28 protein-coding genes, 4 tRNA genes and 1 riboswitch are annotated in these 25,192 nt (G+C 55.6%); of the genes, 19 read left to right on the top strand and 13 right to left on the bottom strand.

Features of this window, described 5'->3' with window-relative positions:
* The first annotated feature begins 85 nt into the window (after positions 1-85).
* Genes astB through astE form a run of 3 tightly spaced genes read left to right on the top strand, consistent with a single transcriptional unit; the run spans position 86 to position 2,762 of the window.
* Positions 86-1,432 (top strand): N-succinylarginine dihydrolase, encoded by a 1,347-nt coding sequence (gene astB / locus V8689_RS21850; protein ID WP_056787733.1) that lies wholly within the window; start codon positions 86-88, stop codon positions 1,430-1,432.
* Between the two features lie 26 nt (positions 1,433-1,458).
* The gene (locus V8689_RS21845; protein ID WP_003175651.1) at positions 1,459-1,746 is read left to right on the top strand and encodes a hypothetical protein; all 288 of its coding nucleotides are present in this window, start codon (positions 1,459-1,461) and stop codon (positions 1,744-1,746) included.
* An 11-nt stretch (positions 1,747-1,757) separates the two neighbouring features.
* Positions 1,758-2,762: a succinylglutamate desuccinylase gene (gene astE, locus V8689_RS21840; RefSeq protein WP_044267671.1), complete on the top strand. Its 1,005-nt coding sequence runs from the start codon at positions 1,758-1,760 to the stop codon at positions 2,760-2,762.
* 140 nt (positions 2,763-2,902) lie between these two features.
* Here the strand turns inward: astE and V8689_RS21835 are convergent, their stop codons facing one another.
* On the bottom strand, positions 2,903-3,412 hold the full coding sequence (locus V8689_RS21835; protein ID WP_003193604.1) for a 6,7-dimethyl-8-ribityllumazine synthase: 510 nt from the start codon (positions 3,410-3,412) through the stop codon (positions 2,903-2,905).
* A gap of 97 nt (positions 3,413-3,509) precedes the next feature.
* A riboswitch (FMN riboswitch) is annotated at positions 3,510-3,679 on the bottom strand.
* A 190-nt stretch (positions 3,680-3,869) separates the two neighbouring features.
* Between V8689_RS21835 and ltaE the strand changes: the two genes are divergently transcribed.
* From ltaE to mgtE, 8 genes are all read left to right on the top strand, one after another.
* Complete coding sequence (ltaE, locus tag V8689_RS21830) at positions 3,870-4,874, top strand: low-specificity L-threonine aldolase (RefSeq protein WP_056787737.1); 1,005 nt, start codon at positions 3,870-3,872, stop codon at positions 4,872-4,874.
* A gap of 146 nt (positions 4,875-5,020) precedes the next feature.
* Positions 5,021-7,639, top strand: coding sequence for an alanine--tRNA ligase (gene alaS / locus V8689_RS21825; RefSeq protein WP_056787739.1), 2,619 nt, complete (start codon positions 5,021-5,023; stop codon positions 7,637-7,639).
* A 94-nt stretch (positions 7,640-7,733) separates the two neighbouring features.
* On the top strand, positions 7,734-8,975 hold the full coding sequence (locus V8689_RS21820) for an aspartate kinase (protein ID WP_003193595.1): 1,242 nt from the start codon (positions 7,734-7,736) through the stop codon (positions 8,973-8,975).
* Between the two features lie 174 nt (positions 8,976-9,149).
* A complete protein-coding gene (gene csrA / locus V8689_RS21815; protein WP_003175645.1) occupies positions 9,150-9,338 on the top strand; it encodes a carbon storage regulator CsrA in 189 nt (62 codons plus the stop codon).
* A gap of 62 nt (positions 9,339-9,400) precedes the next feature.
* Positions 9,401-9,491 (top strand) — tRNA-Ser (locus V8689_RS21810).
* Between the two features lie 108 nt (positions 9,492-9,599).
* Positions 9,600-9,676 (top strand) — tRNA-Arg (locus V8689_RS21805).
* A 72-nt stretch (positions 9,677-9,748) separates the two neighbouring features.
* Positions 9,749-9,825: transfer RNA gene (locus V8689_RS21800), tRNA-Arg, on the top strand.
* 349 nt (positions 9,826-10,174) lie between these two features.
* A complete protein-coding gene (mgtE, locus tag V8689_RS21795) occupies positions 10,175-11,617 on the top strand; it encodes a magnesium transporter (protein ID WP_003193593.1) in 1,443 nt (480 codons plus the stop codon).
* A gap of 101 nt (positions 11,618-11,718) precedes the next feature.
* Here mgtE and V8689_RS21790 read toward each other — a convergent pair whose 3' ends face one another.
* The 3 genes from V8689_RS21790 to V8689_RS21780 form a co-directional block, all read right to left on the bottom strand.
* A complete protein-coding gene (locus V8689_RS21790) occupies positions 11,719-12,045 on the bottom strand; it encodes an Arc family DNA-binding protein (RefSeq protein WP_003193592.1) in 327 nt (108 codons plus the stop codon).
* Positions 12,046-12,440: 395 nt separating this feature from the next.
* Complete coding sequence (locus V8689_RS21785) at positions 12,441-12,620, bottom strand: PA3371 family protein (protein ID WP_081089417.1); 180 nt, start codon at positions 12,618-12,620, stop codon at positions 12,441-12,443.
* An 11-nt stretch (positions 12,621-12,631) separates the two neighbouring features.
* Positions 12,632-12,859, bottom strand: coding sequence for a hypothetical protein (locus V8689_RS21780; RefSeq protein ID WP_056787798.1), 228 nt, complete (start codon positions 12,857-12,859; stop codon positions 12,632-12,634).
* A 322-nt stretch (positions 12,860-13,181) separates the two neighbouring features.
* Here V8689_RS21780 and V8689_RS21775 point away from each other — a divergent pair.
* Both V8689_RS21775 and V8689_RS21770 read left to right on the top strand, forming a co-directional pair.
* A tRNA-Arg gene (locus tag V8689_RS21775) sits at positions 13,182-13,258 on the top strand.
* A gap of 137 nt (positions 13,259-13,395) precedes the next feature.
* Positions 13,396-14,217: a hypothetical protein gene (locus V8689_RS21770; RefSeq protein ID WP_434520629.1), complete on the top strand. Its 822-nt coding sequence runs from the start codon at positions 13,396-13,398 to the stop codon at positions 14,215-14,217.
* Here V8689_RS21770 and V8689_RS21765 read toward each other — a convergent pair.
* Positions 14,195-14,812 (bottom strand): recombinase family protein, encoded by a 618-nt coding sequence (locus tag V8689_RS21765; RefSeq protein WP_434520628.1) that lies wholly within the window; start codon positions 14,810-14,812, stop codon positions 14,195-14,197. The two genes, V8689_RS21770 and V8689_RS21765, sit on opposite strands and share 23 nt — an antisense overlap.
* A 218-nt stretch (positions 14,813-15,030) precedes the next feature.
* On the opposite strand from V8689_RS21765, the gene V8689_RS21760 reads away from it, so the two are divergent.
* Complete coding sequence (locus V8689_RS21760) at positions 15,031-16,464, top strand: hypothetical protein (protein ID WP_434520627.1); 1,434 nt, start codon at positions 15,031-15,033, stop codon at positions 16,462-16,464.
* 39 nt (positions 16,465-16,503) lie between these two features.
* Here V8689_RS21760 and V8689_RS21755 read toward each other — a convergent pair whose 3' ends face one another.
* The 8 genes from V8689_RS21755 to V8689_RS21720 form a co-directional block, all read right to left on the bottom strand.
* Positions 16,504-17,100, bottom strand: coding sequence for a tail assembly protein (locus tag V8689_RS21755; protein ID WP_434520626.1), 597 nt, complete (start codon positions 17,098-17,100; stop codon positions 16,504-16,506).
* Positions 17,101-17,108: 8 nt separating this feature from the next.
* Positions 17,109-17,453, bottom strand: coding sequence for a hypothetical protein (locus V8689_RS21750; RefSeq protein WP_084379471.1), 345 nt, complete (start codon positions 17,451-17,453; stop codon positions 17,109-17,111).
* A 68-nt stretch (positions 17,454-17,521) separates the two neighbouring features.
* Positions 17,522-18,355, bottom strand: coding sequence for a hypothetical protein (locus V8689_RS21745; RefSeq protein ID WP_084379470.1), 834 nt, complete (start codon positions 18,353-18,355; stop codon positions 17,522-17,524).
* Entirely contained in the window at positions 18,352-18,570 is a 219-nt protein-coding gene (locus V8689_RS21740) for a hypothetical protein (protein ID WP_322214304.1), read from the bottom strand. The genes V8689_RS21745 and V8689_RS21740 overlap by 4 nt, the downstream gene beginning before the upstream one ends.
* On the bottom strand, positions 18,557-18,988 hold the full coding sequence (locus V8689_RS21735) for a hypothetical protein (RefSeq protein WP_434520625.1): 432 nt from the start codon (positions 18,986-18,988) through the stop codon (positions 18,557-18,559). The genes V8689_RS21740 and V8689_RS21735 overlap by 14 nt, the downstream gene beginning before the upstream one ends.
* On the bottom strand, positions 18,985-19,401 hold the full coding sequence (locus V8689_RS21730) for a DUF5681 domain-containing protein (RefSeq protein ID WP_017138405.1): 417 nt from the start codon (positions 19,399-19,401) through the stop codon (positions 18,985-18,987). Before V8689_RS21730 ends, V8689_RS21735 begins: the two co-directional genes overlap by 4 nt.
* A 1,073-nt stretch (positions 19,402-20,474) precedes the next feature.
* The gene (locus V8689_RS21725) at positions 20,475-22,250 is read right to left on the bottom strand and encodes an anti-phage dCTP deaminase (protein WP_434520624.1); all 1,776 of its coding nucleotides are present in this window, start codon (positions 22,248-22,250) and stop codon (positions 20,475-20,477) included.
* A gap of 43 nt (positions 22,251-22,293) precedes the next feature.
* Positions 22,294-22,956, bottom strand: coding sequence for a DUF4145 domain-containing protein (locus V8689_RS21720; protein ID WP_434520623.1), 663 nt, complete (start codon positions 22,954-22,956; stop codon positions 22,294-22,296).
* 288 nt (positions 22,957-23,244) lie between these two features.
* On the opposite strand from V8689_RS21720, the gene V8689_RS21715 reads away from it, so the two are divergent.
* The 5 genes from V8689_RS21715 (at position 23,245) to V8689_RS21695 (ending at position 24,886) form a co-directional block, all read left to right on the top strand.
* Positions 23,245-23,415 carry a hypothetical protein gene (locus tag V8689_RS21715; protein WP_434520622.1) on the top strand — a complete coding sequence of 57 codons (171 nt, stop codon included), beginning with the start codon at positions 23,245-23,247 and terminating at the stop codon, positions 23,413-23,415.
* Positions 23,415-23,858 (top strand): Rha family transcriptional regulator, encoded by a 444-nt coding sequence (locus V8689_RS21710; protein ID WP_434520621.1) that lies wholly within the window; start codon positions 23,415-23,417, stop codon positions 23,856-23,858. Before V8689_RS21715 ends, V8689_RS21710 begins: the two co-directional genes overlap by 1 nt.
* A 121-nt stretch (positions 23,859-23,979) precedes the next feature.
* Complete coding sequence (locus tag V8689_RS21705; RefSeq protein ID WP_434520620.1) at positions 23,980-24,165, top strand: hypothetical protein; 186 nt, start codon at positions 23,980-23,982, stop codon at positions 24,163-24,165.
* Entirely contained in the window at positions 24,162-24,425 is a 264-nt protein-coding gene (locus V8689_RS21700) for a hypothetical protein (protein ID WP_416362756.1), read from the top strand. Before V8689_RS21705 ends, V8689_RS21700 begins: the two co-directional genes overlap by 4 nt.
* Entirely contained in the window at positions 24,422-24,886 is a 465-nt protein-coding gene (locus V8689_RS21695) for a hypothetical protein (protein WP_434520619.1), read from the top strand. Before V8689_RS21700 ends, V8689_RS21695 begins: the two co-directional genes overlap by 4 nt.
* Positions 24,887-25,192 lie beyond the last annotated feature (306 nt).

Raw genomic sequence — 25,192 nt, 5'->3', positions numbered from 1 at the left:
CGAGCAAGCCCGCTCCCACAATGGATCTGTGGTGTATTCAAGTGATTTGATGCCTATAAAAACAGATGTTCGTGGAGCCTCGCCGATGAAATCCTGTGAAGTCAATTTTGACGGTCTAGTGGGGCCGACCCATAACTACGGCGGTTTGTCCTTCGGCAACGTCGCGTCCCAAAGCAACAGCCAGCAGTCTTCCAACCCGAAGGAAGCGGCGTTGCAGGGCCTGCAGAAAATGAAAGCCTTGATGGACATGGGCTTTGTGCAAGGTGTGTTGGCGCCCCAGGAACGCCCGGATGTGACCGCCTTGCGCAGCTTGGGTTTCAGCGGCACCGACGCCCAGGTGATTGAGCAGGCTGCCAGGCAGGCCATGCCGTTGCTGGTAGCGAGCTGCTCGGCTTCCAGCATGTGGGTAGCCAACGCCGCCACCGTCAGCCCAAGCGCCGACACCGCAGACGGCCGCGTGCATTTCACTGCCGCCAACCTCAATTGCAAATACCACCGCAGCATCGAACACCCCACCACCAGCCGCGTGCTGGGGGCGATGTTCGCCGATGGCAAGCACTTCGCTCACCACGCCGCCTTGCCGGCCGTGGCACAGTTTGGCGATGAAGGCGCGGCCAACCACACGCGTTTCTGCCGTGAATACGGTGAGGCGGGCGTCGAGTTTTTCGTGTTCGGCCGCAGTGCTTTCGACCCCCGTTACCCGGCCCCGCAGAAGTACCCGGCGCGCCAGACCCTCGAAGCCTCCCAGGCCGTTGCGCGCCTGCATGGCTTGAAGGAGCACGGTGTCGTCTACGCCCAGCAGAACCCGGCGGTGATCGACGCGGGTGTGTTCCACAACGATGTGATCGCAGTGGGCAACGGCGAAGTGCTGTTCTATCACGAGGATGCGTTCCTCAATACCGAACAGATGCTTGCCGAGCTGCACGGCAAGTTGGGCAAGTTGGGCGGCAACTTCCAGTCGGTGTGTGTGCCTCGCGCGTTGGTCAGTGTCGAGGACGCGGTGCGTTCCTACCTGTTCAACAGCCAGTTGCTGACTCGTCCTGACGGCTCGATGCTGCTGATCGTGCCGGAAGAGTGCCGCGCCAATGAGCGCGTGTGGCAGTACCTGCAAGGCCTGACCGCTTCCGGCGGGCTGATTCGCGAGGTCAAGGTCTTCGACCTCAAGCAAAGCATGCAGAATGGCGGTGGGCCGGCGTGCCTGCGCCTGCGTGTGGCGTTGAACGAAACCGAGCTGGCGGCCGTGAACCCAGGGGTTATCATGACCGCGCCGTTGTACGAAACCCTGACCCAATGGGTGGGCAAGCACTACCGTGACAGCCTGCGCGAAACCGACCTGGCTGACCCGCAGTTACTGCTTGAGTGCCGGACGGCACTGGATGAACTGACGCAAATCCTTAAACTGGGCTCGGTTTATCCTTTCCAGATCAATTAATGCCACACGGCTGAGATATTTTATTTATGACCGACACCCTGAAACTCATCCTTGAAGACACTGACGGCACCCAGCTGGAAACCTCCTGCACCCGCGTCGCCGTGGTCTGGCAGGGCAAGGAGATCTGGATCCAGCACGATGGCCGCGGCCAACTGCTGATTGGCGTGGACGTAGAAGAAGGCGACGCCGAGTACGCCAACCTGTTGATGCGCCCATTGGCCACCAACCTGATGAGCCTGCAACTGGAAATGGAACCGGCCGACGTTGAAGGTGACGACGACGATCACGTCCACGGCCCAGGCTGCAACCACTAAGGAAGCTGCTTATGCTCGCCCTCGGCAAACTGCTTGAACTGACCCTCGCCGGTCGTGAACCGGCGCAAAAAATTCAACTGACTGTCGACGGCGTGCAGATGCGCTGGCTCAGCGAAGGCGCGCTTGAAGTGCGTCCTCCTGAAGCTTTGGACAACGGCAGCGACCTGCTGTTGTCGTCCGGCATCCATGGCAACGAAACCGCGCCGATCGAACTGCTCGACCGCCTGTTGCATGGCATTGCCCGCGGGGAGATCAAACCCCGCACCCGTATTCTGTTCCTGTTCGGGAATACCGAGGCCATGCGCCGCGGTGAGCGTTACCTCGAACTGGACGTCAACCGGCTGTTCAACGGCCGTCATGAACAAAACATCGGCCCCGAAGCCATGCGCGCCGCCGAGCTTGAGCAATTGGCCCGCAGCTTTTTCAGCCAGCCTGGCCGCTCGCGCCTGCATTACGACCTGCATACCGCGATTCGTGGTTCGAAAATCGAGCAGTTCGCGTTGTACCCGTGGAAGGAAGACCGACAGCACTCGCGCCGTGAGCTGGAGCGCCTGAACGCTGCTGGCATGCAGGCGGTGCTGTTGCAGAACAAGACCTCGATTACCTTCACCGCGTTTACCTACGAGCAACTCGGCGCCGAGGCGTTCACCCTGGAGTTGGGCAAGGCGCGGCCGTTCGGGCAGAACGACGGTGTGGACGTGTCGCGCCTGGAAGCGCGCTTGAAGCAGATCATTGAGGGCAACGAGCCTGAGACCGATAGCCTCGACGGCCTGCAACTCTTCGCCGTTGCGCGAGAAGTGATCAAGCACAGCGACGCCTTCCTCATGCACCTGCCCGCAGATGTGGAAAACTTTTCGGAATTGGAAAAGGGCTACCTGCTGGCCGAAGACGTGGCCAAGACCCGCTGGGTGATCGAGGAGGAGGGCGCCCGCATCATCTTCCCCAACCCTAAGGTGAAGAACGGCTTGCGCGCCGGGATATTGATCGTGCCCACCACGGATGCCGGCCTGGCCTGAGAGCCGAGGCAGATTGATCGTTGATCGTTCCCACGCTCTGCGTGGGAATGCAGCCCTGGACGCTACGCGTCCACAAACGTGACGCAGAGCGTCACAAGATGCTTCCCACGCAGAGCGTGGGAACCATCAGTAGGTCTTGCTTAGACCGCTACCGCACGCGGCTCGCTACGACGGATCGCGCGCACCTTGTGCAGCGTATCGGCGCAGGTGCGCGCCGCTTCCTGGCCCTTGTGCACGAAGTGCTCGTAGAAGAACGTGGTGTGCTCGCTGCCGGCATGGAAGTGATGCGGCGTCAGGGACACCGAGAACACCGGCACTTCAGTTTCCAGCTGCACCTGCATCAGGCCGCTGACCACTGATTGCGCGACGAATTCGTGGCGGTAGATGCCACCGTCCACCACCAGCGCGGCAGCGACGATACCGGCGTAACGGCCGGTCTTGGCCAGCAGCTTGGCGTGCAGGGGCATTTCAAAGGCGCCGCCGACTTCGAAGAAGTCGATGTCCGATTCCTGATAACCCTGGGCGATCATTTCGGCGAGGAAGCCTTTGCGCGATTGGTCGACAATATCCTTGTGCCAGCAGGCCTGGATAAACGCGACGCGCTCGCCGTGATGGTTTTTGCTTTTGCTGTCGATTGCGGTGGGTTGCATGTTCTGACTCCTGTTTAAGAAAAAAACAGGGCGTTATGAATCGAATGGGATTTAAGGGTACGCATGCGCAAACAGGCGCGCGGCCCTTAGGTGCCAATCCCGTTCTCTCTTCATCCGGACTATGACCGTCGGCCCCGGGATCACACCGGGTCTGCTGACCTTGTCGCCGTCCTGCCTGAGCAGTTCGAGGCGCCAAGCGCTCGCGGGCTATGCACATTGCGTGCAATTACCGCCGGTGGGGAATTGCACCCCGCCCTGAGAACGTTGCCGCCAGAACCCTGGCGGCGCAGAGTTTTTAACATGGTTTTTCAAAAACTGCACGGTTGCCGTCTCGATAACTTATATCGGTTTGTTTGGTTGGTATTCGAATGAATGCAATCGGGGCTTGATATTCCGCGGCGTTGCCCGCAGTAATCACACACAAAAGGACTTATCCACTCCGTTAGAGGCCCCCTTGATGACCGTGATCGACCTGCGCAGCGACACCGTGACCCAACCCACCCCCGGCATGCTCGACGCGATGGCCAGCGCCGTCAGTGGCGATGATGTTTACGGCGAAGACCCCAGCGTCAATCGCCTGGAGGCCGAACTGGCCCAGCGCCTGGGCTTTGCCGCGGCGCTGTTCGTACCCACCGGCACCATGAGCAACCTGCTGGCGTTGATGGCTCACTGTGAACGCGGCGAGGAATACATCGTCGGCCAGCAGGCCCACACCTACAAATACGAAGGCGGCGGCGCGGCGGTGCTGGGGTCGATCCAGCCGCAGCCCTTGGAAGTCCAAGCCGATGGCTCCCTTGATCTGAACCAGGTGCTTGAAGCCATCAAGCCCGACGACTTCCACTTCGCCCGCACACGCCTGCTGGCGCTGGAAAACACCATGCAGGGCAAAGTGCTGCCGCTGGATTACCTGGCCAAGGCCCGTGAATTTACCCACGAGCATGGCCTGGCCCTGCACCTGGATGGCGCACGCCTCTACAACGCGGCAGTCAAGCTGGGCGTGGATGCGCGAGAAATCGCCCAGCATTTCGATTCGGTGTCGGTGTGCCTGTCCAAGGGCCTCGGCGCGCCGGTCGGCTCGGTGCTGTGTGGCTCGGCGGCGCTGATCGCCAAGGCTCGGCGCTTGCGCAAGATGGTCGGCGGCGGCATGCGCCAGGCCGGCTCCCTGGCGGCAGCGGGGCTGTATGCGCTGGATCATCAGGTGCAGCGCCTGGCTGACGACCATGCCAACGCCCAATGGCTGGGCGATGAGTTACGCAAGGCCGGCTACAGCGTCGAGCCGGTGCAGACCAATATGGTGTATGTGCAGGTAGGCGATCAGGCGCAGGCGCTGAAGGCTTTTGCTGCCGAGCGTGGGGTCAAGTTGAGCGCCGCGCCGCGCCTGCGCATGGTCACCCATCTGGATGTGAGCCGGGCGCAGATCGAGCAAGTGGTGCAGACATTCGTCGCGTTTTCGCAGAAATGACAGTGCAGGCCGTCTAATTGACTGTTTCTATCACATAAACACGCTGTACCACCGGCAAAGGGCCGATATAATGCGGCCCTTTGCCGTCGCTCCGTCTGATGATGTTGCGCACTGGCCTTTGGCCGCAGCCTCCGTGGAAGAACCTAATGAAAAGCGCAGAAATCCGTGAAGCCTTCCTTCGCTTCTTCGAAGAGCAAGGTCACACCCGTGTAGCCTCCAGCTCCTTGATCCCAGGCAATGACCCAACCCTGCTGTTCACTAACGCGGGGATGAACCAGTTCAAGGACTGCTTCCTGGGCCAGGAAAAGCGCGCCTACACCCGCGCCACCAGCAGCCAGAAGTGCGTACGCGCCGGCGGCAAGAACAGCGACCTGGAAAACGTCGGCTATACCGCCCGTCACCACACCTTTTTCGAGATGCTGGGTAACTTCAGCTTCGGCGACTATTTCAAGAAAGACGCGATCACCTTCGCCTGGACCTTCCTCACCGGCGTGCTGAAGCTGCCCAAGGAAAAACTCTGGGTCACCGTGTACGCGACGGACGACGAAGCGTATGACATCTGGACCCAGCAAATCGGTGTGCCTGCCGAGCGCATGATCCGTATCGGCGACAACAAAGGTGCGCCTTACGCGTCCGATAACTTCTGGACCATGGGCGATACCGGCCCGTGCGGCCCGTGCACCGAGATTTTCTACGATCACGGCGACGATATTTGGGGTGGCCCGCCAGGCTCGCCAGAAGAAGACGGCGACCGTTACATCGAAATCTGGAACAACGTGTTCATGCAGTTCAACCGCACCGCCGACGGCGTGTTGCATCCGCTGCCGGCACCGTCGGTGGACACCGGCATGGGCTTGGAGCGGATCAGTGCGGTGATGCAGCACGTTCACTCCAACTACGAGATCGACCTGTTCACCAATCTGCTGAGCGCTTCGGCGGCGGCCATTGGTTGCGCCAATGAAGGCCAGTCTTCGCTCAAGGTGGTGTCGGACCACATCCGCTCCTGCGGTTTCCTGATCGCCGATGGCGTGCTGCCGTCCAACGAAGGTCGTGGCTATGTGCTGCGTCGCATCATCCGTCGCGCCTGCCGTCACGGTAACAAGCTGGGCGCTACCGGCAGCTTCTTCTACAAGATCGTGGCCGCACTGGTTGCCGAGATGGGCGATGCCTTCCCGGAACTCAAGCAACAGCAAAGCAACATCGAGCGGGTGCTCAAGGCTGAAGAAGAGCAGTTCTCCAAGACCCTGGAGCACGGCCTGAAGATTCTCGAACAGGACCTGGCTGAGCTCAAAGGCTCCGTGGTGCCGGGTGATGTGGTGTTCAAGCTGTACGACACCTATGGTTTCCCGATGGACCTGACTGCCGACATCGCCCGCGAGCGCGAGCTGACCGTCGACGAAGAAGGTTTTGAGCGTGAAATGGAAGCACAGCGCGTGCGTGCACGTTCGGCCAGCTCCTTTGGCCTGGACTACAACACCCTGGTCAAGGTTGACGTACCGACCGAGTTCACCGGCTACAAGTCCACTGCGGGCTCGGCCAAGATCGTCGCTATCTATAAAGAAGGCAAGTCGGTCGACGTGTTGAGCGAAGGTGAAGAGGCGGTTGTGGTGCTGGACCAGACGCCGTTCTATGCCGAGTCGGGTGGCCAGATTGGCGATTGCGGTTTCCTGAGCTCGACATCCGGTCGTTTTGACGTGCGCGACACCACCAAGACCGGCGGCGCGTTCCTGCATCACGGTGTGCTGGTGCTGGGCAACTTGACCGTGGGCGCGCCGGTAGACACCCAGGTCGATGCCGACGTGCGGCATGCCACTGCGTTGAATCACTCGGCCACTCACTTGCTGCATGCCGCGCTGCGCCAGGTACTGGGCGAGCACGTGCAGCAAAAAGGTTCGTTGGTGGACAGCCAGCGCCTGCGTTTTGACTTCAGCCACTTTGAAGCGATCAAGCCTGAGCAGATCAAGGCCCTGGAAGACATCGTCAACGCCGAGATTCGCAAGAACACCCCGGTTGAAACCGAAGAAACCGATATCGAGACCGCCAGGAACAAAGGCGCCATGGCGCTGTTTGGCGAGAAGTACGGCGACGAAGTGCGGGTACTGAGCATGGGCGGCAGCTTTTCGGTAGAGCTGTGTGGTGGCATCCACGCCAACCGCACCGGCGATATCGGCCTGCTGAAGATCATCAGCGAAGGCGGTGTGGCCTCGGGTGTGCGTCGTATTGAAGCGGTGACCGGTGCTGCGGCCCTGGCTTACCTCAATGCAGCCGAAGAACAACTCAAGGAAGCGGCCGGCCTGGTCAAGGGCAGCCGCGACAACCTGATCGACAAGTTGTCCGCCGTGCTGGAGCGCAACCGTGCGCTGGAGAAACAGCTGGAGCAGTTGCAGGCCAAGGCGGCCAGCGCTGCGGGTGATGACCTGTCGGCAGCGGCGGTTGACGTCAAGGACGTAAAAGTCCTGGCGGCGCGCCTGGACGGCCAGGATGGCAAGGCGCTGTTGGCCTTGGTCGATCAGTTGAAGAACAAGCTCGGCCGCGCAGTGATCCTGCTCGGCAGTGTCCATGAGGATAAGGTCGTTCTGGTTGCTGGTGTAACCAAGGACCTGACTGGCCAACTCAAAGCCGGTGATTTGATGAAGCAGGCCGCTGCGACAGTGGGCGGCAAGGGCGGTGGTCGTCCGGACATGGCGCAAGGCGGTGGTGTCGATGCCGCAGCCCTGGACGCGGCGCTGGCCTTGACCGTGCCATTTGTCGAGGCAGGTATTTAAGGCACTGTTAATTGGCCCGTGGTCTAGTCACGGGCTTGTTCAGTGCAGGTGGATTGATATTAGGCGCCCCTTTACGGGCTGAGGCGGCTTGGAAATGGCTTTGATCGTACAGAAATTTGGAGGCACCTCGGTCGGTTCTGTCGAAAGAATCGAGCAGGTCGCCGACAAGGTTAAGAAGTTCCGCGATGCCGGTGATGACCTGGTAGTGGTGCTGTCGGCCATGAGTGGCGAGACCAATCGCCTGATCGATCTGGCCAAGGCCATCAGTGGTGATCAACAGCCGCTGCCGCGTGAGCTGGATGTGATCGTCTCCACGGGCGAGCAGGTGACCATTGCGCTGTTGGCCATGGCGCTGAACAAGCGTGGCGTGCCAGCGGTGTCCTACACGGGTAGCCAGGTGCGCATTCTTACAGACAGCGCACATACCAAGGCGCGGATCCTGCAAATTGATGATCAGAAAATTCGTACTGATCTGAAAGCAGGGCGCGTGGTAGTTGTAGCGGGTTTCCAGGGCGTGGATGAACACGGCAACATCACCACGCTCGGTCGTGGCGGTTCGGACACCACCGGTGTGGCCCTGGCAGCAGCGCTCAAGGCTGACGAATGCCAGATCTATACCGATGTGGATGGCGTCTACACCACTGACCCACGCGTGGTGCCAGTGGCCCAGCGCCTGGACAAGATCACCTTTGAAGAAATGCTGGAAATGGCCAGCCTTGGTTCCAAGGTGTTGCAGATTCGCGCGGTGGAGTTCGCCGGCAAGTACAACGTTCCGCTGCGCGTATTGCACAGCTTCAAGGAGGGTCCGGGCACCCTCATTACTATTGATGAAGAGGAATCCATGGAACAGCCGATCATTTCCGGCATCGCTTTCAATCGCGATGAAGCCAAGCTGACGATCCGTGGCGTGCCAGACACCCCGGGCGTGGCTTTCAAGATTCTGGGCCCTGTCAGCGATGCGAATGTTGAAGTCGACATGATCGTGCAGAACGTTTCGCACGATAACACCACCGATTTCACCTTCACTGTGCACCGCAACGAATACGATGCCGCATTGAAAATCCTGCAGAACACGGCGAGCGAGATTGGCGCCCGCGAAGTGGTCGGCGATACCAAGATTGCCAAGGTGTCGATCGTAGGGGTGGGCATGCGTTCCCATGCTGGCGTTGCCAGCCGTATGTTTGGGGCCCTTGCCAAGGAAGGTATCAACATCCAGATGATTTCCACCTCGGAAATCAAAGTCTCGGTAGTGCTCGAAGAGAAGTACCTGGAACTGGCTGTACGCGCGCTGCATACCGCTTTTGAGCTGGATGCTCCGGCCCGACAGGGCGAGTGATGCGTTGCCAGGAAGGCGCGGTTTACCGCGCCTTTCATTTTTTTGTGGGGTACATGGTCTTTTGCATGGGCTCGACAATACTTAGCGAGTAGGGCTACGACCTTTTGGTTGTAGGTTGAATGCTTTTTTTTTGCAGACTGTTGTTCCTGAACTGAAATGCGTGAGGTGAAAGGTATGCTGATTCTGACTCGTCGTTGCGCAGAAAGCCTGATTATCGGTGATGGCGAAATCACCGTGACCGTGCTCGGCGTCAAAGGCAATCAAGTACGTATTGGGGTTAATGCTCCGAAAGAGGTGGCGGTCCACCGCGAGGAAATCTACCTGCGGATCAAGAAAGAGAAGGACGAAGAACCAAGCCTTTAATTTTTATCGTTTTTTATGTTTGCAAACGGGGAGGAACGTGGTTAATATACGCCCCGTGTTGCGGAGAGCTGGCCGAGTGGCCGAAGGCGCTCCCCTGCTAAGGGAGTACACCTCAAAAGGGTGTCGGGGGTTCGAATCCCCCGTTCTCCGCCATTATTTGCTTAGTACGTTGCAATCTGGTTTTTTCGGTAAGTTGTTGAAAATACTCGAAAAAATAGCTTTACATAGAGATTGAACGGCCTATAATGCGCGGCAACAAATGCACTCGTAGCTCAGCTGGATAGAGTACTCGGCTACGAACCGAGCGGTCACAGGTTCGAATCCTGTCGAGTGCACCATTTAAGAGTTAGTTGCAGCGATGCAGGTAGCTTGGCTTCAACCAGTTGTGATCTGGTCTAAAAACACAATCTGCACTCGTAGCTCAGCTGGATAGAGTACTCGGCTACGAACCGAGCGGTCACAGGTTCGAATCCTGTCGAGTGCACCATACAAACAAAAAGCCCGCCTAGTGCGGGCTTTTTGCCGTCTGGGGTTTGTGTAGGTTTTATCTGGCGTTCTCCTTTTTCTCCCCTCCTCATGTGTTTTCCCCCGCGCCTGCGTCGTCGCAGTTCATAGATGCAGCCAATACTGAGCTTTGGCGTGCAAGCGCTTGTTCTTTCCAGTTTTTTAACGTTTAAAACGTCCGGGCGGTGTATCATGCGCCCGTCAGCCCCGCCGGGGCTTGTGGAATACCTCCATGGACTTACCCAGTAGTTACTCAGTACCCCGTTTTACCAATCATGAATTGACTGATTGATCCTTCCGGCGTGCCCCGCTGCTGGGAGTGGAGTTCGCCTATGACCGAAGTAGAAGTAAAGAAAACACAAGAAAGCCTGCAGGATCGTCTGGCTCAAGTTATCGAGCTGCTGCAGCGCCAGCGCGTGGTCGAAGACCTCACGCACCGCCAGGAAGGTCCGAACCACGACCGCGTCGAAAACCTGGTTCACCGGCAAAACCTCGTCGAGTTGCAACGCAAGCTCGATGACCTGCACTCCGCCGACGTCGCCTATATTCTTGAAGCTTTGCCGCTGGATGACCGACTGACCCTGTGGCAGTTAGTCAAGGCTGATCGCGACGGTGACATCCTGCTGGAAGTGTCGGACTCGGTGCGTGAGACGCTCATCGCCGACATGGATGACCACGAGCTCCTGGCTGCCGCCAAGGAGATGGACGCGGACGAACTGGCTGACCTGGCCCCTGAGCTGCCCCGTGATGTTGTCCATGAGCTGATGGAGGCGCTCGATACGCAGCAGCGTGAGCGTGTGCGTTCCGCGCTGTCGTACGACGAGGACCAGGTCGGCGCACTGATGGACTTCGAGATGGTCACCATCCGCGAAGACGTCAGCTTGGAAGTGGTGTTGCGTTACCTTCGCCGTCTCAAAGAATTGCCCGGCCACACCGACAAACTGTTTGTGGTCGACTATGAGGGGATCCTCAAGGGCGTTTTGCCGATCAAGCGCCTGCTGGTCAATGATCCGGAGAAGAAAGTTGCTGACCTGATGGCCAGCGATACCGTGAGCTTCCATCCGGACGAAGATGCCTACGACGCGGCCCAGGCATTCGAGCGTTACGACTTGATCTCGGCTCCGGTGGTGGATAAGAACGGCAAGTTGATCGGTCGTCTGACCATCGATGAAATTGTCGACTTGATTCGTGAGGAAAGTGAAACCGAAGTCCTCAACATGGCAGGTTTGCGTGAAGAGGAAGATATTTTCGCGTCGGTCTGGCGTTCACTGCATAACCGCTGGGCCTGGCTGGCTATCAATCTGATTACCGCGTTTATCGCATCTCGCGTGATCGGGTTGTTTGAAGGCTCCATCGAGAAACTGGTGGCCTTGGCGGCGTTGATGCCGATTGTGGCGGGCATTGGCGGTAACTCCGGGAACCAGACCATCACCATGATCGTGCGCGCCATGGCGCTGGACCAGGTCAGTACCGCCAATTCCTCACGGTTGCTGCGCAAGGAGCTGGCGGTAGGCCTCATAAACGGATTGGTGTGGGGCGGTGTGATTGGCGTGGTGGCTTACTTGCTCTACGGCAGTTGGTCCCTGGGCGTGGTAATGACTGCGGCCATGACCCTTAACCTGTTGCTGGCGGCCTTGATGGGGGTATTGATCCCGATGACCTTGGCGCGTCTAGGTCGCGATCCCGCCATGGGTGCCAGTGTGATGATCACGGCCATGACTGACAGTGGTGGTTTCTTCATCTTCCTGGGCCTGGCAACGATCTTTCTGCTCTGACCCTTCCAGCGGGGGCAAACCTGCCCTCGCTTTGCTTCTTATTCCCAAACTCCAGGCAAAAAAAAGCCAGCACATGGCTGGCTTCGGCTTTCAGGTGTCAATCAATTGGCTTCTGCGGCCGCCTCCACGTCATGCGCGATAAGCGAGACGAGAGCATTTTGCTGGCGGTGGGAAAGCTGACGAAAACGCTGCAGCAGTTCGCGTTCGTGCAGTGACAGCTCGGGGCTGTCCAGGCGCATGCTCAACTCTTCACCCAAGGCACCTTCCTGAATAAGGCTTTGTTCCAGGCGTGCGATGATTTCGGAGTTCATGCTGCGGTGATGATTGCGAGCCACCTCGGCAATGCGTTCCCGCATTCCGTCTGGCAGACGTACGACGAATTTGTCAGCCGTACGGCTGGAATAAATTGCCTGTTTCAATGGGCGCATATATTTAACCGGTTAGTTCAGGGGAGCGGTTTCTGGAATTGGCCGCAAGATGAGTGTTAAGACAAGGCTCACGACCAAAGTTCAACCCGAATTGCAAAGAGGCCGCATCATGCCTCAGATTTGACATTTCATTGGCGTCAATTCTGTGACAAATATTGAACCGCCTACAGGCTTTATGCCAGTACTGATTTGCGTTTTTGCGGACTGGTTAGAAAAAATCCTGAGACTGCAGCGAAGCTCGTCAATCTTCGTCCAAGCCTGCACGGCATCTGGGTTGAGGGGCGCCCGTTCTATAGCGATATGGCCTTTTGCCCTCAAGCTTAAGGTTAGTAGCTGTTCGCCTATTTACGAGTGTCAGGCGACATAAGGTAGGGGAGGGAGATGGGGAAGGGGGGTTAGCGCAGGAGCGGATCGAATTTGATTCGGCGACCCTTGATGAGCGTCAGTACCAGTAGGCTGCCCAGCACGGCGCTGGCGACGAAGGCTATGGTTTGAGTTTGTTGTGATGTAGCTCCCAGGCCTAGCGCAACAGATAGGAGCGTCAGGCACAGAAACAACCAAGCAGATTTCGACATGAATAGTGTTCTCAGAAAACCCAATGCTCAGCCGCTGGCGCTGATTGTGTATCTTGGGTCAGGCGGATGGGAGACTGGGGGTTTGCAGTCATCAGTGCCAACTGAGGGCGCTGTTGCAGATGGTGGGGAATGGCTTGGCTGATTTGCGCGCCGTCTTCAGTATTGGTCGGCTGAAAATGAAACGTCACCACCGTAGCCAGTGCCACAGCGTTCAGTGCTAGTAGAAGGGCGCTGTTCATCATCATAGTCTCCACGGTGCCTGGAACGATTGGTTTTGTGCTTATGACTTTGCAGATGTCGTGCCAATCTATTATTCCAATAAAAACAACGAGTTAAGTTTGTTTTTTTAGGGCGCTGGGTTGCAGTTTGCAATGATGGCATATTGGCGCAGTGCAATTTGCACGATGGCGGTGAAAGTCTTGGCATGCTGGATGAGGCTATGAGCGTACGCGCAAGGATTGGCCTACAGTCGAAATGCCAACGGACGACATGACAAAACCAGCCTCGGCCGTTAAGATGCACGCCGTCTGTCGCTAGCCCTTCAGGGTAAGCGTGGCATTTGTCCCAGTAGCTCAATTGGATAGAGCATCCCCCTCCTAAGGGGAAGGTTGGCCGTTCGAACCGGCCCTGGGACACCATACATTTAAAGGCTTTCAGCCTTTTCTGAGGAATGCTTGATTCTCCCGTGACAGCAGGGTGGCAGCAAGGCCTTGGATAATTAACCCCGTTCAGGTTTCCTGATGGGGTTTTTTTGTAACTGATATCAGGGAAAGGTATGGATACGCTGACGAATTTCGCATTGAACGTCCTTGCCACAGCGGGCGTGAGCGCCGCTTTACTTGCTGTTCTTGGTTGGCTGCTGCGGACATGGATAGGAGAACGGCTGAGAGCCAGCATCAAGCATGAATATGACGAGCGGCTGGAGATTCTCAAGGCAGAATTGAAGCGTGAAGGTGATTCCAATCTTGCCGAGCTGAAGTCTGAGGTCGACAGGCAAGCTGATAAGCTTCGTATATCCTCAGCTTCCTTTTCCGAAGTCCAAAAGGCAGTGATTGGTCGGAAAATACAAGCGGTGGACGCTCTATGGCTTGCGGTATTGGAGGGGCAGGCGCTGATGCCGGCGCCAATAGTGACTTCAGATGTGCTAACGAGATCTGAGCTACTCGGAGCTTACAGCGGCCCGCTAGGGTCAGAGCTTCGTGCGGTTGAATTTGGAATCATCACCAAATTCTTCGCTAAAGTGCGGGATCATCGGCCTTTTTTGGGCGAGGTCATATGGGCGCAATTCGCTACCTTCCACGGAATGCTGGCGCGCATAATTTACCTCTTCAGAGAGGGTAAAAATGATCCTGAAAAGCTCATTTGGTACGAGGACGAAAACATACAGCGAATGGTCGCCGCTCTGCTGGGTGACCCTTTATTGCAGGAGTTTAGGGCGCTCAGACACTCACGCCTTCAATGGCTAAGGGGTCAGTTTGATAGGGAACTATTTAAGGCCCTTGATCAATTGCTAAGCGGACGCGAGTTTGGTGAGGCAGCGTTGAAACACGCCGAGTCAGCGCTCACTGCAGCATCTAAAGCCGCGCCAAATCTTTGATTCGTAGCACGGTGGTGGTGGAGCAGTTGGCGTGCCTGGCGGTCGCGCGAATGCCCAGGCCGGCACCGAGCAGCTCGGTCACGCGCCTGTGCAGATCGGCGTCCACCGGGCGCCCCTGATACTTGCCGGCGGCCTTGGCCTTCTCGATGCCCTGGGCCTGCCGGTCGCGGCGCTGCTCGTAATCCTTGCGGGCGATAGCTGCCATCATTTCCACGAGCATTGAGTTGATTGCACCGAGCATCCGGCCGGTGAACTCGTCGCCCTTGGTGTCCTGCATTCCCTGGTGGCTGGTCGGAAGGTCGAGCGCGACGATGCGCAGCCCCTTGGAGTCGATCGCAGCCTTGAGCTTTTGCCAGTCCTCCACCGGCAAGCGGGAGAGACGGTCTATCGATTCCACCAGCAGGACGTCGCCCTTGCGCGCATCTTTCAGCAGGCGCAACAACTCTGGCCGGTCGGCGGTGGCGCCGCTGGCATTCTCCATGTAGACGCTGGCGATGACCTTGTTATGGTCGCTGGCGAACTGCTCGAGCGAAACCCGGGCACGGCCGGCGTCTTGTTCTTCAGTGGAGGCTCGGAGGTATGCGCGGATGAACATTAAGGGTGCCTGTATCAGTTAGGGCGTTCTACTAATACTGTTGCACTTTGGGTGTTACTTATCAAGCGGGATGCCCGGAAAAAGCAAAATAAGCCTGTATCTGGATAGGCATACGCAAAAACGATGCTCGGCACCTGGGCCACAATTCGGGATACTACATATGCCCTATCCCTACTCTGGGGGAGGTGGCTATGACCAGGGGTACCAAGGGAGGAGTTATGGATCGCAGCTTAACAGGATTGTTTCTTGGGGCCGGTGCTTCCTATGACGTCAGTATGCCTCTCGTTTGGGAGCTCACATCTGAACTAAAGAATTGGTTAACCGCTGAAAAGTTGAAGCTTTTCAATGTCGGTTGGAGGCAGCAGGGTGAGGGACACTCGGATGAGGTCATAGAGGATTTTCTATCTGTATTGGCAAGGGAAGATCTGCACTACGAAAGCGTGCTAGGTTATTTGGATGTGCAAGCCAGAAGACTGTCATCTAAAGCTTCAGAGTATCACAGGCTATATACTTGGCTTGTCGAGATCATTTATTACAAACTTTACTTTAGGCACATACATGGTGCTGAATTTATTGTAAGGCACTTGGAGTGGTACAAAGGTATTGTCCGCCTGTATGAAGAAAACGAACCTCTGTGGGTTTTTTCTCTAAATCACGATTCTATCATTGAAATGGTCGCACAAAAATTTTCCATTCCATTGTTTTCTGGTCTTTTTGCCAGCGATATTAAGCTGCCTCGTAGAGATATGGCGGGGAATGTTGTTGGTCATATAGCTGTAGAAACCATTGATCAAAAGACACTCGATCATGGTGCGATGAACTTTCCAAACCCTGCAAAAAAAGGAATATATTTACTGAAGCTTCATGGGGCTCTTGACGTCTTCACGTTTAATGAAGGCCATGATTTAATGAAGCTGTTGCCTGATGGAGAAACACCGGAGGCCGTAGTGTCAGTTTTAAGGGCTGCGAATGAAGAGCTTGTGTACCTGGCGCCCGGAATGCCTGGTGGGAAAGTAAAGGCTTTGAATGAAATCGCTTATGCTGATTCGGATGGGGAAATGCAGTTCCTACGTCGAAGCTTACTTTCCGGCGCTCGTAAGTTTCATGAGCACGCTACACAAGTTTTACCTAAGTCAATGCTCAAACATTTCAAAGCAAACATAAATTTTATTAGTAAGTTAGTGTGCATAGGATACGGATTCGGCGATCATCACGTTAATGAGGTGCTGAAGGAGTGGTTGGAGTTTTCGTCGGATCGGTCTGTAGAGATTGTAAATCCTAGCCTAAGAGATATTCCGTCTTTTTTACTTCATCTTGCGCCTCAAGTGAGGATTGTTAATTTCGGTGCTACGGAATATTTTGACTGTGTGGCAGGGATTGAAAGAACGGAGGTTGAACTGCTCTCAAAACAGATTTCGGCCGCTTCTCGTAGAGCGGGCCATCAACGAAGCGCTCTAATTCTTGAGGAGTTTCGTCAAGAGGAAGAGCGCAGAACTGAGGATGCCGTTCTCCGAACAATTGAGTTATACAAAAATATGGAGGCTTGTGACGAAGATCAAGTTAATGAACTGGTTAGGAAGCTAAAAGCTGAGACCGCTGGTTTAGATGTAGAATACTCTAAGCGACTTCTTGCGCGCTTTAAGGAAACGTGAGAAGTAAGCGCTCAGTCGCTATGGGTTGGTATATCAAGTTTACGTTTTGTCTTCTGCATAAATCGCGGCGCTGATGATTGCCCCGCCTACCCGCCGCTTGCCGTAGCAGAGCGGCACCGGGTTGCCGGAAGCCGTGGTGTTCTTGGCGCTGCCGAAGGCATACCCCGGGGTGTTCTCAGGTGCCGCGCTGGTCTTGAGGCCGCCGGCCTGGGGACTGAGCATTTGGATTACGCCGCCGGCGACCATACCCACGCCAGACGCAAATAGACCGGCTGATACTGGAGGCGCCCAGAACGTGAAGAATGAGGCTGCGATCAGCACTGCGCCGATGACGGTTTGCAGAACTCCAGAGCGTTTGCTGCCTACGATCACAGGGGCAATGATGATGTCGCCTTTGCCTTGAAATCCAAGCTCACCCTCACCGATATTTTTCTTGCCTCGAAAGACCGCGAACACAAGCCCGCGAGACTTTGCGTTAGACAGAAACCGTTCAAACCCTGGGATCTGCACTGACAGTGCTTTGATGGCCTCGGCCGGCGTGCGGACGGAGAACTGGTAGGACTTACCGAACTGCCGTAGCTGCCCGCACAGCTTGATGGTGGTGAGTGGGGCGTATTCAATTGCTGTAGCGGCCATGGGGCCTCCTATGGTTTGGTGGACGGGGCTGGAAGCCCAAGGCGAATGGCGAGCACAGCGCGCGACATATGCGCCTGATCGATGGTCAATTGCTCCTGGCGCGGATCGTAGTTCCACACCCGGTTGTAGATCGCATCGCTGGCCCGGGCGCCTCGGAATGTCCCCCTCAGCAGGTCGGCGGAAACCCTGGCCTCTTCCTCAGTGAAGAAGGGGCCGTCGACTGTCACTTGTTGGCCACCACTGACGTGCTGGACCTCCCACACCGTGTAGCCGGCGTCCGGCCCCTGGATCAGTTCGTAGGGTTTGAATTTCTGCGTTTTGCACGCTTCGGTAAAACGCTCTTGAAAGGTCATGTCTTCACACTCACAGAGTCTGCCGTTGATCGGCGCTACCAATACTTGCGTAGCGCACGGAGGGGCAGTTAGGCCGCTTCGGATTGATCAGGAGACGCTTTTGCGGTGGTGCGAGTGGGCATTTTCGCCAGCCATTCGCGAAGCGCTTCGGAGCCTTCGCAGCCCGATCTCCACTTCTCAAACCGGCCGGTGTACCCATTCGAATTGGCAACCATGCCACTCAGTGCGACACCGGCATTGGAGGCCGTGGCCAGCACGTCATCGTAGATTGCTAGCATCTGCTTGAGCCCTTCAATGTCTTCGGCGCGCGACGCGGCAATGCCTGCGCGCGAAAGGCTGTCAGCCGCCTCTGGCGATAGCCCGGAGAGCATTGGGTTTGCCCTGAGCACGGCCTCTACAACGTCGGGGTGACTACCAGCGCGCGCTTCAGCTACTAGCCGCTGACGCTCCTCCGGTTTGAGGCCTCGCACGATGGCTCGCAGCTCCTGATCAGCCAGGAAACCAACAACGTCCGAGCTAGCGCGAGGCGTGACCGCTGCAAACCCGCTGGCCACTGTTTGGGCCAGCGTGAGCATATCTTTTGCCGCCTTCTCCATCGCCGGCATCAGAGCGGGGATGATTCCATCAATCTGCTCTTTGCCCTTGCGCTCAATGGCAGCGGCGTTGAGGTCCTTGTTCTCGCGAATCGAGAGAATTTCTTCTCCGAGGTCCTTGAACGCCTCCAGCGACAATCCCTGCAAATGGCGAACGGACTTCAGCAAGCCACCGGCCTGCCAGGTTCCTTTGGTGCCATCGGGGCGCTGAATATTGAAGGTTCTTGCCTCTACCTGGGAGTGCTCGTATTCGGAGTAGTGGAGGTTGGCCAAGCCAACTTTGAGGACGGATCGTTTGCCGATTTTCATTGGGTTACCTTTTGATTGTCTGGCCTTGGTTCGGCCGTTTGTTGGTCTGAGGCTTCGCTCAGGATCTCGAATAGGGACACGCTCTCTTGGGGGCCGCCGCCGGTTGCTGCGACGTGCAACTCGTCCATAAGGGCGCTGATCTCTCGCACGTCGCGATTGAACTGGGTGAGACCGGATTGCTGGCGCAACTTGGCCACCTGGCTACGTATGTTCATGGCGGGCCTCGATGATCAGTTGATACTGTTTTGCGACGTGATCTTTGATGTCTTGCCCAGCAGCCAGTGGCGGGAAGATCCAGGCACCAGGACTTGGGAATGGCCGCATATCCATCACACCTACCGGAGCGGGACGGCGGAGGCTTTCAATTGCGCGGACGTGGAGAATGAACGCCTCTGCCAGATTGGCCGCGTCATTGCTGTTAATGGTGCACAGTGGGAAGTGCATCACCGTCTGTACGCCCAAGACGGGATAGTTGAACGAATGGCCCACTGTCTTGGGGTAGTCCATCTCCTCCTCAACCGCGTCAACCCTGCAGTCCACCACCGTCAACATAACGAGCACTGTCTCTTCGTCTTCGGTGCCGATCTTCTCTGCAATTCGCTTGAGCTCGGCCCGCATCCACTTAATGCTCATTGCCGCATTCCCTCCATCTGTTCGCGGAGTTCTTCGACGGCCTTCTGTAGCTCTGCAACTTCGATAACCCGGGCAACAGCGCCCAGCCCTTCGATTAATGCTTTGCCCTGGTCGGGCGGTAGCTCGCCGGCGGCAACTGCGCGGAGGATTGATTTGGCTGCGCTGGGTAGGTCGGTATCGTCGAGCTCGAAGCACACTGTCTCGGCAGTTGGCTTGATTGGCGGCACCAGGCGTTCAAGGATCAGTCGGCAAGCCTGCATATCGCCCTTCTTGGCTGCTGTCAGAACCTTTTTTGTCACGGCGTCCGCACCTTCTGCGAGCCGGGCGCGCAGCTCCTGCGTTTGGCCAGAGCGACCACCGGGATTACCTGACTGCCCCGGCTTCCATTTGCCGGCTTTATCGCGATCAGTCATGCGGTGGGCGATTCCATAGCGATGACCGGTTTGTTTTCAGCGAGCGCTATCAGCAGGGCGGATGCTTGAACGCTTCCGTCTGCTGCGGCTTCGCGAAGGCGGCCCCAGGCGGCAGCAACTTCGGAGCGAGTAGGTTTGTGCTGGCGTCCTCGGGCGGGCTTAGCTGTGTTCATAGGTGCTGCCTCGAATGGGTTTTGAGTGGCTCAAAAACTCACATTAGGCATGATCTGATCATTTATCCAGTGCTTTTTAGGTGCACTCTAGGTGATACACGCAACCGGATTAAATGGGACTGAAATAGTTGGTTTGCAGCGAATCGAGAAGGGGATTTTCGTTGCAGTAAGTCGGAGGTAGGCTAAGTGATACAGGGCTGAGTTTTCAGCTCAGTTGATAACCCTCAGCCTGGCATCGCGTAATTACTGGAGCGCGTCGGAGGAGGGTGGGTTTTACGAGGAGGTCGTAAAAGGTGGGAGTGAGTAGCGGGGAAGTGGCTGCTTTGAAGTCCGATTTCCGGACAACAACCTGGCCTCCCATTTTGGTATGCCAGGTTCCGCGCCACGTTTTGCGAGATGTGAAAACGTGGCGCGGATTTGATGCGTCCAGCTTTGGACGCATCTTCCACCATTGGTGGATCACCGTGTCGCGTGCCTGTTCCGGCCTGCTGTCAGGCTGCGCTAACGGGGTTTACTCAGGCATGAGTAGTTCGTTGTACTTCTTGGGCACCAACGCAATTTCGCCCCAGGCAAGGTTTGTCGCTGCTAAGCCAATGCCGCTCCTGGTGATTGTCCCGAAGAACATCACAATACGGCCTTCAGAATCGTTGGTGATGCCCTTGTCTCGACAGAAGCCGTTTGGAAGCTTCAGGTAAAAGTCCTTCACCGCAGAGTTGCAAATTAGTCTGGTCATCCGGATTGAGTTATCGGAGCTCCCTGCATTGTGACTGGTGAGGATCTTTCCGTAGTAAATGGGACGGTGAGATGATTTTGGTTGACGAAATTTTTAGGTGTTTTAAGTCATTTGCAAGAGGGTTTCGCTTTGGAGAGAGGCCTCTCCAAAGCGGAGTGGATGCATTTCTAAGAGCTTGTCTCTGATTTAAAAAAAACAGCAGCTTTGGCTTCGACATCTAAATATGATATTGGGAGTAATGGAACTCGGGTTTTTGCTTTGCTTTTGTCCCAGTCGATAACTGTTCCATCCTTGTTTTTTCTTTTTAGTTTGCTTCCAGAGCCAAGATTCATAGAGAAGAAATCAAGGAATCTTCTTGCGCCCACGCCCGTAAATGGCTCGAATATAACATTGAGTGAAGTCTTAGATGCCTCAAGTGTTGTATTCAATTCCACTGAATCTGAATGAAACTCGAGTGCTTTGCTTTTCGGGTATGGCTCTACATATATGACGCGTTTTACCCCAGCTGCGATAATGTGCTTGGCGCAATTGTGGCAAGGGAATGTTGTGCAATATAAATCGGACGCGGCGCTGCTTATGTCAGATCTACTGCAAGAAAGAAGTGCCTCCATTTCCGCGTGAACCACCCTGCCGAACTCGGTAAGGTCTCTGATTCGGCTCTTCTCAAGAATAAATTGTATTTCTTTGTAAGAGTTATCTGATACTTCTTGGTCGTTTTTAAGGTGGCCTATTTCAGACAGGATCTCATTTATTATTTCTGTCTGTTCCGATTTGTTGGAATCTTCCCCTCGGGTGTAATCTTTGCCTTGAGGTGTATCGGATACGGTACCGCTATTTTCATCGGTCTCAGCCCAATAAAGTCCTCCACCAAACTTAGGAGAGTCATTGGCGCCTGTTGCAATTATCTGGCGATCCTTGGTTATGACCGCTCCCACCTGTCGGGATAGATCGCCCGAACGAACCGAGCTAGAGAACGCCATAAACATAGCGAACTCATCAAATGTCGGATTTTTATAGGGGTGTGAAAGTATCAACTCTAGGAAGCGTTGGAGTGTATTCTTAACCTGGTCATCATTTTTTCCTAGGTTTATAAAAAAATCAGCTAGATGGTAAGTGTCTCTTGTTCTTTGCCCATGAGTGATGTTTTCATCTTCGTCAATTTTTGTGAGTTCAACCGCTTCTGATTGAGTCAAGCCTTTGTCGTTGATGAGGTAATGAAGCCGCCTTTTGGGGTCAGAGTGAATGCCGAATAGGTAGAATCCTTGGCCGTAGACTTTTCGTAGTAAGTCAACTTCTTCTGGGTGTTTCAAGGAGTTTATAATGTAAGCTCTTTTGGTGTTTCGCGGGTCTCGTTTCTCTCTTATGCTCTTGGCTGCCCCGTATGACAGAATTGCATTGTTTTTTGTGGTTTCCCTAAGCTTGTCGCCAACACCCATTAAACCTTTTATACGGGAGTATTCAGATGTTCCTGACGTGTTTGTGCTGGGAGGTGTGAGTAAAGATGAGATCTTTATCTCTTCAACATGATAACCAAATTGCGAAATTCTATCCTTTAGGGGGCTTATTACACGGCTTGATTCTGTGCCCACTGCACTAACAATACCTATTATTATTTCGGACTCCGTGAACACTCCTTTTAGATGCTGAGATGCTACGTCATCCGAAGGGTCAGGTTTAGGTTCAATGATGGCTGCTGGAGGAGATTCAATGGCTGGAGGAAGATCTTTTTCTGGAGCTAACGCGCCAGTAACAAGGCGCTCTAGAATTTCCTTCTTGTCTAGCTTTCCTTGGAACTGAACAGTGCCAGTGCTTTCAAACCAGTTCATCACTCCGCCATCCAAACGAAGCACCTTTTTTCCTGGTTGTGTTTCGTCCCATTCACCACCCACATTTGTCAATTTGGCTTTAAGGTCATCAAAGCTTTCTGGAAATATTAATTTCATTTAGTCTCTGTTCCTTCAGGAGTAGGTGTTGGGGGAGTATTGATCACTGAAGCGTTGTAGTGAGAAAGCGCTCCACGTCATCAATCATGCCCCTCACATCCGCGGCCGTGAACTCCTCTGGCTTACCATGGGCGGCACTGTTGCGGATGGCAGCCAATGCGGTGATTCGCTTTTTCTGACTGGCATTGTATGCGCCGGCCTTAGCCAGGTCATCGTTCATTTTATTGAGGCTGGCCTGCTCTAGATCATGGGCTGAACACAGATCGCGCAGGGTCGTCTCAAGCACAACTCCTGCAATGACCGCTGCAGCTGTTGCATACCCAGATTTGAGCAGCTCTTCGGCTTGCTCCAGTTCGCTGGTGAACACTTCTGCCTGCACCAGGTTACGAACGCTGTTGAGGTAGCCACCTTCATAATCTTCTTTGGCTGCCAGAAAGACGGCCTTAACGCGCTGAAGCGTTTCGAAATTGTTTGAGTAGGGGCGCGGCTTCTCTGCTTCGACGAAAGCGGACAAATGATACGATTTTTCGCCACACGCATTTGATAAAAGCGACTTCGCTTTGACAGTCCAGTTGAGAATTAGGTCGGCGTTAATGTGCGGGTATGGGGATCCGCTCAGAGCGCCTTGCTCCATCCGCTTGGTTGCCTCGATAGCTTCGAGTTGCACCTCAAGTTCGCCGAACCGTTTTTCCAAAAGCCTCGTCATGTTCAATTCCCTTTCCGTTTTGGCGATTTTTCTGCATCGATACTCGCTTGCCTTCCTGTGTATTAGCAATAGCACTGAATTTCCTAGCTGGTGTTGATTGTGGGAACGGAACCCTTTTACGACGCCCTCGCAAAACTACCGGGATTTCAGTAGAGGCCACGCAAACCCGTGTTATCTCGGCCGTGCACTCACCCCAGATTTGGGGGCTGCAATTATTTTGCATCCCTCCTCTTGCTGTGTGTATGCTGTGAGCATACACTAGCATCACACACAGAGGGGAAGGCACCGATGGCAAAAACACCGATCACCACGCTTAGGCTTTCTGAGGATGTACTTGCCCGCGTCGATGCCTACGCGGCACGCATCCAGATGGAGACCGGAGTTGAGGTAAACAGGACTGCAGCACTACGGGCGCTTGTACTGGCCGGGCTTGAAGTCAAGGAGAAAAGGAAAGATTGATGATTACGTCACGCCAGATCGCTGAGAGCTTCGGCAAGTCACACAAAAACGTACTGGCCGACATCCGCAAACTTGAGAAAACCGTTCGCGACTTCAAGCATGAGACGCGGACATACGTCGATGCGAGGAATAGGCCTCAGTTTGAAAAGCTTCTAGACGATCAGGCCGCGCAACTTCTTATGGACCGGTATGGGGGACTGGCTCGCATACCCCTAACTCTCCAAGAGAGTGTTGCGCTGACCACGATAGAGCAGCTACTTGGAGTGACCATCACCCGCCAGTTCCGTGTCGGGCGCTACCGCATCGATGGTTATGACGAGGCGAATCTGGTGGCCTACGAGATAGATGGTCCCGATCATCGTTACAGAACGGAGCAAGACGCCATCAGGCAGGCCGTGATTGAGAAAGAGTTGGGCTGCAGGTTTATACGGATAGAGGTATAACCGGCGATTTATTCCGCCAACCAGGTCGATGGTCCAGATTTGGGCCATCTTAAAGAGGTGCCAAGCCGCTGCGTCAACAGCGGCCTGGCTATCACACGACGCAACTTCAAAGGTAATCGTCATGCAATTCAAACAGAATACCATCCAAATTCTGGATGCGCGCGGCCAGATCATCGCCACCATGGCGCTGCCGGCCAACATCAAGCTCACCGAGCTGGCCCCTTTGAAGATCCTGGGCGACATCAGCTTCAAGGTTCTGCCAGGCGCCGCCCCTTCGCGTGGGATCTGCTTAGGGGGTATCGTATGAGCGCCCAGGCCCGCACCATCCAAGAAGTCGCCCATGATGCGCTTGAGGATCTCGAAAGCGCCCAGATCGCCCTGCGCAAGGTTGAGGCGGTTCTCTATGCCGCTCTGGCAGACAAGGGCACCAGTCAACACGTCCGCAACCTGGTAGACGTTGCGTGGAACCTAGCCGCTGACGGAGCCAATACCGCCGACTGCAACCGCGAGCAAATCGCCGCCGCGCTGGTCGGGTGTGCTGCACTGGGCGCCGGGGGTGATCAATGAGCCGCTCCTACAAGGCAATCGCCGAGACCGCCATTAGTGACCTGTACGAAGCGCAGGCAGCGCTCGACAACATGCACGCGATCTTCACGCTGATGCTCCAGCACTTCCCCGAAGACAGTACCGGCAACGCTTTCGCGCAACTCGGCACCCTCGAGTCGAATGACTGGTCCACGAAAATTTATCAGTGGTGCGGGTGCATGGAAAACGAGATGGATGATGCGAACGAAGTGGCGGCCCGGGCGATTTCTGTCGAGCGCACACACGCTACTCGGTGGTGGACGCACTTGAGCGAGATGCGACGCCGCAAGGAGCTGCCGGAGTGGGTAGCGGCGGGCATCGGCACGCATGATGAACACGACCAGATGCTGGGGAGCCGGAAGGCCGTCAATCAGGCCCTGTTCGGCTCGGGCGACCTGGGCGGCGATCAGCACTACAGGCCCATTCCTTTGGACCAAGCCTGAAACAACGAAACTTTCGCGGTATCGAGGGCACTACCCCGTCACAGGGTGGTGCCCTTTTTCATTTGTTGGCGGTGGGCGCCTTCTCAGCGAGGTAGATAAGGTCCTTCCTCACTTCCTCGGCACACGGTCTGCACATTCCGATCTTTGTCCAAGGCAACCAGTCAATAACAAGGAAAGTAAAGCCTCCGATACGCTTACATTTCCCTGCATACCCATGGGTGCATCGGGCCTGTTGGTACGTCTGTGCTCCCATCTTATTAACCCCTGGTGGTGGTAATTTAATAAGGGTGGGATATTTTCCTTCCA

The sequence above is a fragment of the Pseudomonas sp. AK181 genome, assembly GCF_051122975.1.
Lineage (GTDB): Bacteria > Pseudomonadota > Gammaproteobacteria > Pseudomonadales > Pseudomonadaceae > Aquipseudomonas > Aquipseudomonas lactis.
Note: the sequence above shows the minus strand (reverse complement) of the source record. Positions and strands in the feature narration are given on the sequence as shown.

Bases quoted from the DNA above. Each gene is read 5' to 3' on its own strand.
- astB (WP_056787733.1), top strand. From the start codon at position 86: ATGAAATCCTGTGAAGTCAATTTTGACGGTCTAGTGGGGCCGACCCAT.
- V8689_RS21845 (WP_003175651.1), top strand. From the start codon at position 1,459: ATGACCGACACCCTGAAACTCATCCTTGAAGACACTGACGGCACCCAG.
- astE (WP_044267671.1), top strand. From the start codon at position 1,758: ATGCTCGCCCTCGGCAAACTGCTTGAACTGACCCTCGCCGGTCGTGAA.
- V8689_RS21835 (WP_003193604.1), bottom strand. From the start codon at position 3,412: ATGCAACCCACCGCAATCGACAGCAAAAGCAAAAACCATCACGGCGAG.
- ltaE (WP_056787737.1), top strand. From the start codon at position 3,870: ATGACCGTGATCGACCTGCGCAGCGACACCGTGACCCAACCCACCCCC.
- alaS (WP_056787739.1), top strand. From the start codon at position 5,021: ATGAAAAGCGCAGAAATCCGTGAAGCCTTCCTTCGCTTCTTCGAAGAG.
- V8689_RS21820 (WP_003193595.1), top strand. From the start codon at position 7,734: ATGGCTTTGATCGTACAGAAATTTGGAGGCACCTCGGTCGGTTCTGTC.
- csrA (WP_003175645.1), top strand. From the start codon at position 9,150: ATGCTGATTCTGACTCGTCGTTGCGCAGAAAGCCTGATTATCGGTGAT.
- mgtE (WP_003193593.1), top strand. From the start codon at position 10,175: ATGACCGAAGTAGAAGTAAAGAAAACACAAGAAAGCCTGCAGGATCGT.
- V8689_RS21790 (WP_003193592.1), bottom strand. From the start codon at position 12,045: ATGCGCCCATTGAAACAGGCAATTTATTCCAGCCGTACGGCTGACAAA.
- V8689_RS21785 (WP_081089417.1), bottom strand. From the start codon at position 12,620: ATGTCGAAATCTGCTTGGTTGTTTCTGTGCCTGACGCTCCTATCTGTT.
- V8689_RS21780 (WP_056787798.1), bottom strand. From the start codon at position 12,859: ATGAACAGCGCCCTTCTACTAGCACTGAACGCTGTGGCACTGGCTACG.
- V8689_RS21770 (WP_434520629.1), top strand. From the start codon at position 13,396: ATGGATACGCTGACGAATTTCGCATTGAACGTCCTTGCCACAGCGGGC.
- V8689_RS21765 (WP_434520628.1), bottom strand. From the start codon at position 14,812: ATGTTCATCCGCGCATACCTCCGAGCCTCCACTGAAGAACAAGACGCC.
- V8689_RS21760 (WP_434520627.1), top strand. From the start codon at position 15,031: ATGGATCGCAGCTTAACAGGATTGTTTCTTGGGGCCGGTGCTTCCTAT.
- V8689_RS21755 (WP_434520626.1), bottom strand. From the start codon at position 17,100: ATGGCCGCTACAGCAATTGAATACGCCCCACTCACCACCATCAAGCTG.
- V8689_RS21750 (WP_084379471.1), bottom strand. From the start codon at position 17,453: ATGACCTTTCAAGAGCGTTTTACCGAAGCGTGCAAAACGCAGAAATTC.
- V8689_RS21745 (WP_084379470.1), bottom strand. From the start codon at position 18,355: ATGAAAATCGGCAAACGATCCGTCCTCAAAGTTGGCTTGGCCAACCTC.
- V8689_RS21740 (WP_322214304.1), bottom strand. From the start codon at position 18,570: ATGAACATACGTAGCCAGGTGGCCAAGTTGCGCCAGCAATCCGGTCTC.
- V8689_RS21735 (WP_434520625.1), bottom strand. From the start codon at position 18,988: ATGAGCATTAAGTGGATGCGGGCCGAGCTCAAGCGAATTGCAGAGAAG.
- V8689_RS21730 (WP_017138405.1), bottom strand. From the start codon at position 19,401: ATGACTGATCGCGATAAAGCCGGCAAATGGAAGCCGGGGCAGTCAGGT.
- V8689_RS21725 (WP_434520624.1), bottom strand. From the start codon at position 22,250: ATGAAATTAATATTTCCAGAAAGCTTTGATGACCTTAAAGCCAAATTG.
- V8689_RS21720 (WP_434520623.1), bottom strand. From the start codon at position 22,956: ATGACGAGGCTTTTGGAAAAACGGTTCGGCGAACTTGAGGTGCAACTC.
- V8689_RS21715 (WP_434520622.1), top strand. From the start codon at position 23,245: ATGGCAAAAACACCGATCACCACGCTTAGGCTTTCTGAGGATGTACTT.
- V8689_RS21710 (WP_434520621.1), top strand. From the start codon at position 23,415: ATGATTACGTCACGCCAGATCGCTGAGAGCTTCGGCAAGTCACACAAA.
- V8689_RS21705 (WP_434520620.1), top strand. From the start codon at position 23,980: ATGCAATTCAAACAGAATACCATCCAAATTCTGGATGCGCGCGGCCAG.
- V8689_RS21700 (WP_416362756.1), top strand. From the start codon at position 24,162: ATGAGCGCCCAGGCCCGCACCATCCAAGAAGTCGCCCATGATGCGCTT.
- V8689_RS21695 (WP_434520619.1), top strand. From the start codon at position 24,422: ATGAGCCGCTCCTACAAGGCAATCGCCGAGACCGCCATTAGTGACCTG.